This is a genomic window from Rhizobium sp. FKL33, from assembly GCF_005222915.1.
Taxonomy (GTDB): domain Bacteria; phylum Pseudomonadota; class Alphaproteobacteria; order Rhizobiales; family Rhizobiaceae; genus Rhizobium_E.
In genome coordinates this window covers 22,207-35,344 of sequence record NZ_STFX01000026.1, presented here as the reverse complement: position 1 = coordinate 35,344, position 13,138 = coordinate 22,207, and the positions used below count along the sequence as shown (strand labels likewise).

Annotated in this window: 12 protein-coding genes; all 12 read left to right on the top strand. The window is 58.6% G+C overall.

Annotation, left to right across the window (positions count from 1 at the left end):
* Positions 1–41 precede the first annotated feature (41 nt).
* Positions 42–548 (top strand): flagellar basal body-associated FliL family protein, encoded by a 507-nt coding sequence (locus E8Q41_RS16705; protein ID WP_137156695.1) that lies wholly within the window; start codon positions 42–44, stop codon positions 546–548.
* The gene (fliP, locus tag E8Q41_RS16700) at positions 545–1,303 is read left to right on the top strand and encodes a flagellar type III secretion system pore protein FliP (RefSeq protein ID WP_137156694.1); all 759 of its coding nucleotides are present in this window, start codon (positions 545–547) and stop codon (positions 1,301–1,303) included. The genes E8Q41_RS16705 and fliP overlap by 4 nt, the downstream gene beginning before the upstream one ends.
* A 274-nt stretch (positions 1,304–1,577) precedes the next feature.
* Positions 1,578–2,537 (top strand): flagellin, encoded by a 960-nt coding sequence (locus tag E8Q41_RS16695; protein WP_137156693.1) that lies wholly within the window; start codon positions 1,578–1,580, stop codon positions 2,535–2,537.
* A gap of 258 nt (positions 2,538–2,795) precedes the next feature.
* A complete protein-coding gene (locus E8Q41_RS16690) occupies positions 2,796–3,761 on the top strand; it encodes a flagellin (protein WP_137156692.1) in 966 nt (321 codons plus the stop codon).
* A gap of 357 nt (positions 3,762–4,118) precedes the next feature.
* Complete coding sequence (locus tag E8Q41_RS16685) at positions 4,119–5,081, top strand: flagellin (protein WP_137156691.1); 963 nt, start codon at positions 4,119–4,121, stop codon at positions 5,079–5,081.
* Positions 5,082–5,391: 310 nt separating this feature from the next.
* Positions 5,392–6,042: a hypothetical protein gene (locus tag E8Q41_RS16680; protein ID WP_137156690.1), complete on the top strand. Its 651-nt coding sequence runs from the start codon at positions 5,392–5,394 to the stop codon at positions 6,040–6,042.
* Positions 6,039–7,466 carry a MotB family protein gene (locus tag E8Q41_RS16675; RefSeq protein WP_137156689.1) on the top strand — a complete coding sequence of 476 codons (1,428 nt, stop codon included), beginning with the start codon at positions 6,039–6,041 and terminating at the stop codon, positions 7,464–7,466. The genes E8Q41_RS16680 and E8Q41_RS16675 overlap by 4 nt, the downstream gene beginning before the upstream one ends.
* A gap of 48 nt (positions 7,467–7,514) precedes the next feature.
* Positions 7,515–8,792, top strand: a complete 1,278-nt coding sequence (locus tag E8Q41_RS16670) for a chemotaxis protein (RefSeq protein ID WP_137156688.1) — start codon at positions 7,515–7,517, stop codon at positions 8,790–8,792.
* Positions 8,793–8,794: 2 nt separating this feature from the next.
* A complete protein-coding gene (locus E8Q41_RS16665; RefSeq protein WP_137156687.1) occupies positions 8,795–10,255 on the top strand; it encodes a flagellar hook-length control protein FliK in 1,461 nt (486 codons plus the stop codon).
* Positions 10,206–10,760: a transglycosylase SLT domain-containing protein gene (locus E8Q41_RS16660; RefSeq protein ID WP_137156755.1), complete on the top strand. Its 555-nt coding sequence runs from the start codon at positions 10,206–10,208 to the stop codon at positions 10,758–10,760. Before E8Q41_RS16665 ends, E8Q41_RS16660 begins: the two co-directional genes overlap by 50 nt.
* 280 nt (positions 10,761–11,040) lie before the next feature.
* A complete protein-coding gene (locus E8Q41_RS16655; protein WP_137156686.1) occupies positions 11,041–11,715 on the top strand; it encodes a response regulator transcription factor in 675 nt (224 codons plus the stop codon).
* Between the two features lie 115 nt (positions 11,716–11,830).
* Entirely contained in the window at positions 11,831–13,117 is a 1,287-nt protein-coding gene (locus E8Q41_RS16650) for a flagellar hook protein FlgE (protein ID WP_137156685.1), read from the top strand.
* Positions 13,118–13,138 lie beyond the last annotated feature (21 nt).

Genomic DNA, 13,138 nt, shown 5'->3' with positions numbered 1-13,138 from the left:
GGATCGCGATCCGTTCAGCGCGTCGGGCCCGAGGAGACGATATGGTCGACATTCCGGAAGAACAACCGGTCGAAAAGAAAAAGTCCGGCCTGGTCATGACCATCGTGCCGGTGGCGATCGTCACCGTGGTCGCAGCTGCTGGAGGCTGGGTGCTCGGCGGCATGCTTGCCCCGACCGTGAACGCCCCCAAGCCGGCAGTGGCCGAAAAGAAAGCCGAAGGCGAGAAAAAGGAAGGCGAGGGCCTTCCGCCGATCTCGACCGAGGAAAATGGAGTCGCACAACTTGAGGCGATTACCACGAACCTAGCCTTTCCAGCCGATAAATGGGTCCGCTTGGAAGTCGCGCTGCTGTTCAAGGACAAGCCCGACGTCAAGATCGCCGAAACCATTCACCAGGATATCGCGCGCTATCTCCGCACCGTCACCTTGCAACAGATCGAAGGCCCGCGCGGCTTTCAGTATTTGAAGGAGGATCTGGAGGAGCGGGCGGATCTCCTGTCGGAGGGTAAGGTCGAGAAAATTATGTTCAGGACCTTTGTAATCGAATGACCGGCTCTCGAAAAATCCTCCTGATCGCACTCGGCGCCGTGGCCGCCTTCCTCGCGGCCGGCAATGCGGCTCTGGCACAGACCGCCGCCCCGGAAATTTTCAACACGCCGATCAGCGGATCTGCGGCGAGCTGGATTATCCGGGTCTTCGGGCTGTTGACGGTTCTGTCGATCGCGCCGGGCATTCTGGTGATGGTGACGAGCTTTCCACGCTTCATCATCGCTTTCTCGATTCTTCGCTCCGGAATGGGGCTGGCGACGACGCCGTCGAACATGATTCTCACCAGTCTCGCGCTGTTCATGACGTTTTTCGTGATGTCGCCGACACTCGAGCGCGCTTGGCGCGACGGCGTGCAGCCGCTTCTTGCCGAGCAGATTGACGAGACGGAAGCGCTTCGCCGCATCTCTGTTCCGTTTCGGGACTTCATGGCGGCAAACACCCGCGACAAGGATCTGAAACTCTTTGCCGACATCGCCACCGAGAAGGGACAGACCGCAGCCACTGCCGGAGCCCCGGATCTTCGGGTGCTTGTGCCGGCCTTCATGATTTCGGAAATTCGTCGAGGCTTCGAGATCGGCTTTCTGATCGTTCTGCCCTTCCTGGTGATCGACCTGATCGTGGCGACGATTACAATGGCGATGGGCATGATGATGCTCCCGCCAACCTCTATCTCATTGCCTTTCAAGATTCTTTTCTTTGTGCTTATCGATGGCTGGAACCTTCTCGTGGGCAGTCTGGTTCGCTCTTTCAACTGACCAGAATCTAACGAAAACATCTTTTCGGAAACAAGGTATCGGGGCGCGGAAGCGCCCCGTTTTCCGTTCATTAACCATATATCGCACCGACTTCACCGGAAATGTCCCGCTTAAGGTTTTCGAAAGCAGTGGGCCCCGATACTCCACTCATACACGGTGATCGAAGGTCTTGAGGGAGACGCTTCGAATGGCATGAGGCCGAACATCGTGACCGGTAAGGAAATCGAGCCCGGCATGTCCCTAATCCTGTAACTCGTTAAAAAGGGACACTCAGATGAGTTCTATCGTCACCAACACGTCCGCTATGGCGGCACTCAACACGCTGCGCTCCATCAACAGCAGCATGGAAGAAACACAGAACCACGTGTCCTCCGGCTACCGCGTCGACACCGCCAAGGACAACGCCGCATATTGGTCGATTGCGACCACCATGCGTTCCGACAAGACCGCAATGAGCACCGTTCAGGACGCTCTCGGTCTCGCCGCCGCCAAGACCGACACTGCTTACACCGGTCTGAACGCGTCGATCGAAGTGGTCAACGAAATCAAGGCCAAGCTGGTCGCTGCGCGCGAGCCGGGCGTTGACAAGGACAAGATCAACTCCGAACTGACCGAGCTGAAGAGCCAGCTGTCGTCGATTTCCGAATCGGCATCGTTCTCGGGCGAAAACTGGCTCTACAACAACGACGGCACGGCCAATTCGACCGTCGACATGGTCGGCTCGTTCGTCCGTTCGGCCAGCGGCACCGTTTCGGTCGGCCTGATCAGCTACGATACCGCTGACTCGACCCTGATCGACAACAACACGTCCGCCAACGGCATTCTCAGCGCTCTCAACGACGCGACCTATGTGACCGGCACGACCACCACGACCGCCGCTTACTTCCTGATCGCGACCGACGACGCTGGACAGACCGGCCAGGAAATCACCCTGTCCGACTCCACCGCCGACTATCAGATCGACGGTATGATCGCCGCTGTCGACGACATGCTGTCGCAGATGACCGACGCCGCCGCGACGCTCGGCGCCACCAACGCCCGCATCGACATGCAGGACGAATTCGTGGCTGACCTCATGGACACGATCGACTCCGGCGTGGGCAAGCTGGTCGACGCAGACATGAACGAAGAGTCCACCAAGCTGAAGGCGCTGCAGACGCAGCAGCAGCTCGGCATCCAGGCTCTGTCGATCGCCAACTCCAATTCGGAAAGCATCCTCCAGCTGTTCCGCTAAGAGTACAACCCAATCTGATATCGAGAGCCGCCGGGAGACCGGCGGCTTTTTTGCGTCCGGAAATTGTTGGTGAAGGTTTTTGGTTAATTCCGGGATCGAGAAAGGGTTCTTTAACCATGCATGTGTTTATCTACCCTCATCGAAACGACAGGTTAACCCTGATTGAGGGTTAACACGCATGAAGCGGCCTTTCGTTACCGGACGCAATCCCGGAATGTCCCTTTAAATTTTTCCCGTAGTATGAGGGGCAAAACAACCATGACTAGCATCATCACCAACATCCAGGCTATGGCGGCTCTCGACACGTTGCGGTCGATCAACTCCGGCATGGAAGAAACGCAGGGCAGGGTGTCTTCCGGTTATCGCGTCCAGGATGCGTCGGATAATGCTGCTTACTGGTCGATCGCGACCACGATGAAGTCGGACAACAAGGCGCTGTCCACCGTTCAGGACGCACTCGGTTTCGCCGCGGCGAAGTCCGACACCGCCTATACCGGTCTGAATTCCGCGATCGACGTCGTCACCGAAATCAAGGCCAAGCTGGTGGCCGCCCGTGAACCGGGCGTTGACAAGGAAAAGATCGACTCCGAATTGTCCGAGCTGAAGAACCAGCTGCTTTCCATCTCTCAGTCGGCTTCGTTCTCGGGCCAGAACTGGCTCTATAACAACGACACGACCGTGAACTCGACTGTCGACATGGTCGGATCCTTCGTTCGTGACAGCGCCGGCGGCGTTTCGGTCGAACTGATCAGCTTCGACACTGCGGATTCGACCCTGATCGACAATGTCGATCCGACCCTCGGCATCCTGACAGCCGCAAACTATGCGTCTTACACGACTGGCACCACCACGACGACCGGCGCATACTACCTGATCGCCATCGACAGCGGCAACACCCAGAACGGCAACATCATCGAACTCACCAACACCACGGCCGATTACCAGATCGACAACATGATCTCGGTCGTCGACGACATGCTGACGCAGATGACCGAAGCCGCAGCCGTTATCGGCTCGACCAATATGCGCATCGACATGCAGAACGAGTTTGTCGCCGATCTCATGGACGTGATCGACAAGGGCGTCGGACGTCTCGTCGACGCCGACATGAACGAAGAGTCCACCAAGCTCAAGGCGTTGCAGACCCAGCAGCAGCTTGGCATCCAGGCTCTGTCGATCGCCAACTCCAACTCGGAAAACATCCTGTCGCTGTTCCGTAACTAACACTGACGCGACTCATCACGAGCTTGCCGCGGCCGGGACTCCCGGCCGCGGTTTTTTGTTTTGAAGTTTGTTTTTTTAACTTCCCGGTGTTTCGAGACCACGCGCTCACGCGCCAGTTAACTACCTGATTGTAATAATTAATAAACCATCTTCGCGCCAGGCTTGCCTTAAGCTTTCCTTCACAGCCGTTAAAAAACTCTTGCGCCTGTTAACGCTTGATTAACCATCCCTGTTTACATATTGTTCACAACTGACGGAGCGACCGCCAGGGCAAAACGTGGTCGCAAGCATGATGCTCCGCCGTCATTGCCGGTAGCGTGCCGGATGTCCCCGAAAACAATATTCTAGGGCAATCCTATGACGAGCATCATGACCAATTCCGCCGCTATGGCGGCGCTCCAGACCCTGCGCGATATCAACAACAATATGGAAACGACGCAGCAGCGTATCTCCTCGGGCTATCGGGTCGAGACAGCTTCTGACAACGCCGCCTACTGGTCGATCGCCACAACGATGCGGTCGGACAACAAGGCTCTGTCGACCGTTCAGGACGCACTCGGTCTCGGCGCCGCGAAAACCGACACGGCCTATACGGGGCTCAGCTCGGCGATTGATGTCGTGACCGAGATCAAGGCCAAGCTGGTGGCGGCGCGCGAACCCGGTGTTGACCGCAACAAGATCAACGAAGAGCTTCGCGAACTGAAGAACCAGCTCGAATCGATCGCCGAATCGGCATCCTTCTCTGGTGAGAACTGGCTCTATAACGACACAGGTGTCGCGCCGACGACCGTGGAACTCGTCTCGTCCTTCAACCGCGCCTCCAGCGGCACCGTTTCGATCGAAACGCTTGATTTCGATACGGCGACCTCGACGCTGATCGATGCCTCCGACGCCAACAATGGCATCCTCACAAAGGCGACTGTTGCAAATGTGGCGACGGGCACCACGACGACCACTGCGAGCTACTTCTTGATCGACACCGGCGCGGCCACGACCGCGACAGGTACGGAAGTGACCCTTTCGACGTCGACGACCAATTTCCAGCTCGACGGCATGATCTCGGCGGTCGACAAGATGCTGAGCAACCTAACTGACTCTGCCGCAACCCTGGGGTCTATCTCCTCGCGCATCGATATGCAGGACGATTTCGTCGCTACCCTCATGGACGTGATCGACAAGGGCATCGGCCGTCTGGTCGACGCCGACATGAACGAAGAATCCACCCGCCTCAAGGCGCTGCAGACGCAGCAGCAGCTGGGCATCCAGTCGCTGTCGATCGCAAACACCAACGCCGAAAACATCTTGTCGCTGTTCAAGTAAAAATAGGATGGCTGCGGTTGGGCGCTACGCCTGGCCGCGCCCTCCTGGTCTCGGATGGGTATGGATCATTCTTCATCCGCGGTTCGTCTCCCGAACTGACTGCAATCCGTGTCGTTACCGACACGAGGGCGTTTCTGTCTTTGCCATTTTTCCAATACTGCCACGACGTCGGTCATCGTCGGGGTAGGACAAGTTGGGCCGCGCTATTGCCCTGGCGCGGCCCAACGCATTCATTTTCGCGCAAGTTTGTCCCGATAGGCTTTCCCATAGAGGGCCTGCGCCCAAACTTCACCAGAAACGGCGGTCTGCAATGAGTGCAATCCTGACCAAATACCTCAAAGATTTCGGCGCCCCACCGCCGCCGCCGGTTGAGGATCTACCGTTTTCATCGCCGTTTTCGCTGGACAGCGGTGAGAGTTCCGGGGCGTTCTCGTTCGAGCCTGAACCTGTCGTTGATCTCGACGCTGAGCGAAAAACCGCATTCGACGAGGGGTACGCGGAGGCATTGGCGGCAGCCGAGCAGGCGCACGAAGCCGCGCTCACCGAAGAACGTCAGAAACATGCGGTCGAAATCGCCGACCTGGTTGCCCGCCACGAGCAGGAATCTGTCGCGATGATCCACACGCGTTTTCAGGAGATGACGGGGGAAATCGCGCACACTCTGGCTGATCGCACAATGCATATGCTTTTGCCGATGCTGGGCGCGCAATTGGCCGAACGCGCCGTTCGGGACCTTCATGAACTTGCCCAACAGACCCTTAGGGATCGCGAAGTCGCCCAGGTGACAGTCCGTGGCGATGCCCGCCTGATCGCAAGGTTGAGGCCATTGTTCGAAGCCGACGCCGTCGAGGTCAAATATATCGAAAACGAGACGATCGACATCACGGTCGAGATCGAAGACGCGGTTCTGGTGACGCGTCTGGAAACCTGGGCGCAAGCCCTGGCTGAGGTTGCCGAATGAGCGAGAATGAAAGCCACCACCACGGCAAAAACGAGATCATCATCATCAAGAGGCACGGCGGCGGCCATGATGGAGCCCATGGCGGCGCCTGGAAGATCGCTTACGCCGACTTCATGACCGCGATGATGGCGTTCTTCCTGATCATGTGGCTGGTCAACGCCGCCAATGAGAAGACGAAGGCCGCTGTCGCGAGCTATTTCAATCCAATCAAGCTGACGGATTCGACCCCTGCCGAAAAAGGCCTGAAAAAGCCCAACAAGCAGGCGCAGGGCGAAAATACGCAGGACAAGTCCGACAGCGAGGGTGAGAAGAAGGCGGCCGGCCAGGCGGAATCCGAAGGGACGGACGAAACCTCCACTGCAGGCGAGCAGATCCAGTATTCGGAAGCCGATTATTTCGAAAATCCCTATGCCGTGATCACCGAGATCGCACAGGAGACGGACGACAAGGCCAATGTCTCCTCCAAGGGCGACGGTGGGGCGCAATCTGCCGGTCCGGCGACAGGCGCCGATGGCGGCGAGGCGTTCCGCGATCCGTTTGACCCCGATTTCTGGACGCAGCAGGTTGAAGTGTCCCAGCAATCCGGCGTTGATCAGTCCCAGCAGCCCGCCGAGATTTCCGGCCTGCCGGGCGATGGCATGGTGGAAAATGCCGAGAACATCGATTCGTCCAAAACTGGCGAAGCGTTGAGCGGCGATCGCAAGGGCGGCGAAATGCCGACCGGTGAAGCCAAGGCCGGCGAGGGGCTTACGGAAAACGACGGCATGAAGGATGTTGCCGGAGAAGGGTCGGACAAGGACAAGCATGGCTCGACCGACAAGATCGGCAAGGGCAAGACCGACATGTCCGAAACCGGCAAGACCGACAAGAAGGAGCAGGGCCAGTCCGATCAGGCGAAAGCTGGAAAGACCGACAAGGACAAGGACGGCAAAACCGATCAGTCCAAGGTCGCCTCTGCCGAGCAGCAGGCCGAAGACCTGGAGAAGCAGCTCAAGGATGAACTGAAGGGCAAGGTCGGCTATCTCGCCGAAGGCCTGATCGTCACCCCTGCCGAAGGCGGCCTGCTGATCAGCATCAGCGATCAGGTCAAGACGCCGATGTTCCAGATCGGATCATCCATTCCCACCAAAGAAACCGTCGTCGCCATAGACCAGATCGGCAAATTGCTGAAGGCGCGGCCTGGCCAGATCGCAATTCGCGGTCATACCGACGCGCGCCCTTTCAAGGCGGTAGGCTACGACAACTGGCGCCTGTCGGCTGATCGCGCCCAGAGTGCTTACTTCATCCTCAAGCGGGCAGGGGTCGCGGAGGCGCGCGTATCGCAGATTTCGGGGTTTGCCGACAAGCGTCTGAGATATCCGGACAAGCCGCTCGATGCGGGCAACCGCCGGATCGAAATCCTCGTTCAGTCGGTGAAGGGCTGATCGATGCAGCTCCCGGTCCATATGAGCAGGATGTTCTTGGCGGTCGGAGTGAGCCTTTTGGCGCTGGGCGTCGGCGCGCGCGCGCAAGAGGCCGCTCCTGTCGAGGTTACGGAGCCTTACAAACTCGTCCGCTCCCTGCAAAACATCCAGGACCAGGTCATTTCAGGCGACATATCCGCCCTGGACATGCAGCGCTTTCTGCTCGAGGAAATCGACCGCCGCCTGAGGGAGGCGAACGCCTCCGTATTCGACGACACCCGTAATGTCGATGCGGCTCTCGTCTATGCGATGAGCGGCGGCAATCCGGACACGCTTGACCTCCTCGCCCAGCGCGATGTCAGCGGAAATTTCGACAACCGCGTCACCAGCATTTTGCGCCGTTATCTGAATGGCCGCGGCGCCGGCGCCGTCAAGCAACTGAAGGAAGTGGTTCCCGAATATCGATTCACCACGATCGGTCCCTATCTCGAACTCATCGGCGCGAATGCGATGATGGAGACGGACAAGGCGACCGCGCTCAAATTTTTCGACTGGGCGAGACTTGAGGCCCCTGGCACAATCATCGAGGAAGCCGCTCTTCGCCGCGCCCTGATGATGACCTCGCGGTCCGGCGACACCGCCGCGGCCTTGCCCTATGCGCGGCGCTATGCGCGCCGCTATATGAATTCTCCCTATGCGTCTCAATTCGCCGACATTTTCGTGGCGCTTGCCATCGATCATCCCAAGGCTCTTCCGCCAGCGGAAATCGAGGCGTCGCTTTCACTGGTGGAGCGTCGCCGACAGCGGGAAATCTATCTTCGGCTCGCGCGGAGAGCGGCGATCAACGGCGACAAACCGCTGACCGATTTCGCCTCGGGTCGCGCCAAGACCCTGTCGGAACCCAACGAGACCTCGCCCCTGGCGCTGGCGAAGCTTTATAGCGGCTTGGTCGATATTCCCAGCGACGGCATCGAAGACGTCCTGAATCGCCTGGGCAAAATCCCGGACCAGGACTTGTCGCCGAAGGACAGATTCCTCCGCGATGCGGCGCAGATCGTCGCCGAGGAAGTCTTGGCTCCGCCAAATGCTGACAGTCTCGCGCAAGCGAAACGCGATATGGCTGACAAGGAATACAGGGACAGGATGTCCGAACTGGCGCTCGATGCAGAGACGACGGGATCCACCGATCCGCAACCAGCTTCAGACTCGCAACAGCCTGCGGGCGCAGAAACGGCGCCGCGGAGCCAAGCCCTGGATGCGCGCATGGATCAGGCTGAAAGCCTCGTCGCCACCGGTCGCGCCCGGCTCAAGGACATCGACGCGCTCCTGGCTAAGGAAAGCGAATAATCATGATCGACGCTTCAGCAACTGCCGTCGCTCGCGGCCCCGTCGCGGTGAACGGATCGAAATCCAGCGGTTCTCAGGATTCCGCAGACGCTCCGGATGATGGCTCCCGGTTTGGAGATTACCTCGAAGAGGCCGGTTCCGAACAGGCCAATGGCGCGGTGGCGACGGACGACGGCTTGTCTTCCGGGGCAACTGCGGATGGCGCAGACGGAGTCCGGAGCCAGTCGATCCCGACGCTTTTCGCAATTGCCCAAGGTATTGGAAACTCAGGACAACAGGGTCAGATTGATCCGTCCCTCTATCGTCTTGCGCAATCCGAAGTCGGCGCCTCCAAGACCGGCCTAGACTCCGGGAGCGACATGCTCGCCGAGCTTCTCTCTGAGGCCGACAGCATGTTGTCCGCCGATCAACTCGCGGCCTTGGCGTCAGAGCTGCAGGGGGCGGGCGATGGTGCGGATGCAGCGAACCTGCAGACGTTGCAAGATGCTTCGTTGACGGAAGACGGCGGCGTGTTGGCGTCCCTCTTTGCCGATGTCGCCGTGGACGGCGGTGAAGCGGCGAGCGCCGCGCACCGGCTTCTGTCTTCTCTGGCGAAAGCGCTTGGCGCTGAGAAAGAGGGAGAAGCTGCAACGGATGAAACGTCCGCCGACACCGCTTCCGAGGCGACAACAGCCGCCTCGCTCCTTGACCTTACCCAGGCGTTGCCGGTCACGAGCGCCGCTCAGACGACCGAAACGCCGGACGCCACAGGGCGCAGCGCCGACAGTGTCAAGGATGCCCTGGCCCAGGTCACGGCGACGACCACCGGCAATGCTGACGGAGTGACCGATGCCACCGTCGAGGACGTGCTGAAATCGGCCAAGGGCGGCGAGGATGTGAAGCTTGATGGCTTCGATCAAGTGACTGTCCTCGATTCGCGTCGATATCTCGGATTTGGCGGCGACAACGCCAAGGCTTTGACTGCGGCCCTGGCCAATGAGGCCAGCCGCGCGCTGGCGCCTTACACCACCATGACCGATGTAAGCGTCCAGGCGACGGCGACCACCGTCAATACGCTGAAAATTCAGATGAATCCCGAGCATCTCGGCACGATGACGGCGTCGCTCAGGCTCAAGGGTGAAGAACTCTCCGTCGAGGTCACGGTCGATACGATCGAGGGCTATCGCCATCTTGCCAGGGATCAGTCCGCGATTGTTCAGTCGCTGAGAGATCAGGGCTTCTCGGTCGATCAGGTCAGCATCCAGCTCAACCCGGCGCCCAAGACGGAAAGCCAGCAACAGGATCAGGGACAATATGGCTCGAACCAGAACCTGCGCGAAGGGCAGGGTGACGCCCAGCGGCAGCAGAATGGCGATGGACGCGGCGCCCGTAGCGAGCAGGTCTCCGTCAGTGAGCTTCAAACGTCCGAATTGGATGGCAATCGCGGGACTGGCGATTCTGGCGACGGCGGTCTCTACCTCTGAAGCCAGAGCGAGTTCGGGCCTATGTGAGCGCGAGATTTCGCGCGCTGCGGCCCGCTACGGAGTTCCTGAAGGCATCCTCTATTCAGTCGGCCTCACGGAAACCGGCCGCAAGGGATCCCTCCAGCCTTGGGCGCTCAATATCGAAGGAAAGGCCGTCTTCGCCCGTTCTCCCGATGAAGCGCTTATGGTGTTTCAGCAAGCTAGACTGCGCGGCGCCGAACTGATCGATCTAGGCTGCATGCAAATCAATCAACGCTATCATGGCGACCAGTTTTCATCCTTGGAAGCCATGCTCGACCCGGAGAAAAATGTCGATTACGCCGCAAGATTTCTCGCGCAACTGCATGCGAAGCATGTTACATGGACCATGGCCGTTGCGCGATATCATGCCGGGCCGAACAACAATCCAGCGCAGAAGCGTTATGTTTGCAGGGTGATTACCAACCTTGTGGCGACGGGATACGGCGTTTGGACGAAGCAGGCGTTAGATTTCTGCGGCAACTGAAGGTTGCGTTTTCCGAGTTCAGGTAAAGTTGACGGATTTTTGGTCCCTTTGTGGTGACAATGAGGAGTCAATACGCCTCGTTGCCGCGATTAACCATACGTTAACTTTTCCCTGTGGAAAATTGTGTGTCGTTTTGATGCGGATACCATATATAGATCAAATCGCCCCCTAATTCTTAATCAACTGTTAATTTGACCCCCTCATTAGCTCTAGTTGCTCGGGAGTCCCGCGATTCGTACGAATGAGGTGTTGTTTCACTACACTGATTCGGAGGCGGACGATGATCGTAGTGGTAGACGAGCGAGCGCTCGTAAAAGATGGATATACCTCACTTTTTTGTCGCGAAGGCGTGCCCTCTACGGGCTTTGACCCTCACGAATTCGGGGAGTGGGTCAATACGGCTGCGGACGCGGATATCGACGCGGTCGAAGCCTTCCTGATCGGTCAGTCCGAGCTTGCGCTCGGCCTGCCGAAGGCGATCAGGGACCGGAGCCAGGCTCCGGTGATTGCCGTGTCTGATTCTCCCTCTCTGGAGATGACCCTTGCATTCTTTGATTGTGGGGTGGATGACGTGGTGCGTAAGCCGGTTCATCCGCGCGAGATCCTCGCGCGCGCCGCGGCGATCCGCCGGCGCTACAAGGCTCTTGACGTTAAGTTCACCGACGTCGGCGCCATCCGGGTCTTCTCCGATGGTCGCGATCCGGAGATCAATGGCGAAGTCTTCGCCTTGCCGCGCCGCGAGCGCCGCATCCTGGAGTACCTCGTGGCCAATCGCGGTCGGCGCGTCTCCAAGACGCAGATCTTCAACGCGATCTACGGCATCTTCGACGAAGACGTCGAAGAAAACGTAGTGGAAAGCCATATCAGCAAGCTGCGCAAGAAGCTGCGCAAGAAGCTCGGCGTCGACCCGATCGATTCCAAGCGCTTCCTCGGTTACTGCATCGATTGGCAGTGAAATTTTGCGCGCCGCGTTCGCGCGGCGCGCATTGATAAATTTAGCAGACCCCACGCAAAGGTTCACGCAAGGCACGTCTTCTAGTCTGTAAATATTACGGAAAAGAGGATCCGAGATGAGCCTTTACGGAATGATGAGAACCGGCGTTTCGGGTATGAACGCCCAAGCCAACCGGTTGAGCACAGTCAGCGACAACATCGCCAATTCCAGCACAACCGGCTATAAAACGGCGTCGACGGAGTTCTCGTCCCTGCTGATGCCGCAAACGAACGGCAGCTACAATTCCGGCAGCGTGGAGACCGAAGTCCGGTATTCCATCTCGCAGCAGGGTTCGCTGACCTACACGACATCAGACACCGATCTGGCGATCAATGGCGATGGCTACTTCATCGTTCAGGATTCGAGCGGCCAGAGCTTCCTGACGCGCGCAGGCTCCTTCACCACGGACTCCGACGGCAATCTGGTCAATGCGGGCGGCTACACCCTGATGGGTTACAGCTACGGCGATGATGAGCCATCTGTCGTCGCCAACGGTTTCGCCGGTCTCGAAGCGGTGAACATCGGCGCGACCGACATGCAGGCCAACGCGTCCACGGACGCCACATTCTCCGCGAATCTTGATGCGGGTGAAGAGATTGTCGACTCCGGCGACGCGCCTGCCTCGGGCTATTCAGGCTCCACAGACGATGTCGATTATTCTCACAAGAGCTCATTGACCGTCTATGACAGCCTCGGCAATGAGGTCATTCTCGACATCTACTTCACGAAAACCGACGACAACACATGGGAAGTCGCGGTGTTCAACAAGGCCGACGCCGACGCCGACTCCGGTTCCTTCCCATACGCGAACGGTCCTTTGAGCACTGAAGATCTGACCTTTGACCCCGATACGGGAGCGCTTGTTGACGGTTCGACATCGACAATCACGCTCCCGGCTGACTTCGCCACCAACAATCCCGAGGCACTGAACATCGACCTCTCTGGCATGACCCAATTGGGTTATGACTTCTCGGTGACCGAGGCGGAAGTCAACGGCAATGGCGCGAGCGTCGTGACTGGTGTGGAGATTGGCGCAGACGGCACGATCTCGGCCAAATACGACAATGGCGACACCACGCCGCTTTACCAATTGGCCTTGGGCACGGTGACAAGTCCGGATCAGATGGATGTGATTTCGGGCAACGTCTATCGCCCCAACACCGAATCCGGCGATCTGCAGATCGGTTTCGCGGGACAGACTGCGTTTGGCGACATCATTTCAGGCGCCCTCGAAGACTCCAATGTCGACCTCGCTTCCGAACTGACGACGATGATTTCGTCCCAGCGAAGCTACACGGCCAATTCCAAGGTGTTCCAGGCAGGTTCGGATCTGTTGGAAACCCTCGTCAATCTGGCCCGCTGACGCTGCAGCTTAGGAGATCGT

Coding starts and splice junctions, on each gene's coding strand:
- E8Q41_RS16705 (WP_137156695.1), top strand. CDS start 42: ATGGTCGACATTCCGGAAGAACAACCGGTCGAAAAGAAAAAGTCCGGC.
- fliP (WP_137156694.1), top strand. CDS start 545: ATGACCGGCTCTCGAAAAATCCTCCTGATCGCACTCGGCGCCGTGGCC.
- E8Q41_RS16695 (WP_137156693.1), top strand. CDS start 1,578: ATGAGTTCTATCGTCACCAACACGTCCGCTATGGCGGCACTCAACACG.
- E8Q41_RS16690 (WP_137156692.1), top strand. CDS start 2,796: ATGACTAGCATCATCACCAACATCCAGGCTATGGCGGCTCTCGACACG.
- E8Q41_RS16685 (WP_137156691.1), top strand. CDS start 4,119: ATGACGAGCATCATGACCAATTCCGCCGCTATGGCGGCGCTCCAGACC.
- E8Q41_RS16680 (WP_137156690.1), top strand. CDS start 5,392: ATGAGTGCAATCCTGACCAAATACCTCAAAGATTTCGGCGCCCCACCG.
- E8Q41_RS16675 (WP_137156689.1), top strand. CDS start 6,039: ATGAGCGAGAATGAAAGCCACCACCACGGCAAAAACGAGATCATCATC.
- E8Q41_RS16665 (WP_137156687.1), top strand. CDS start 8,795: ATGATCGACGCTTCAGCAACTGCCGTCGCTCGCGGCCCCGTCGCGGTG.
- E8Q41_RS16660 (WP_137156755.1), top strand. CDS start 10,206: ATGGCAATCGCGGGACTGGCGATTCTGGCGACGGCGGTCTCTACCTCT.
- E8Q41_RS16655 (WP_137156686.1), top strand. CDS start 11,041: ATGATCGTAGTGGTAGACGAGCGAGCGCTCGTAAAAGATGGATATACC.
- E8Q41_RS16650 (WP_137156685.1), top strand. CDS start 11,831: ATGAGCCTTTACGGAATGATGAGAACCGGCGTTTCGGGTATGAACGCC.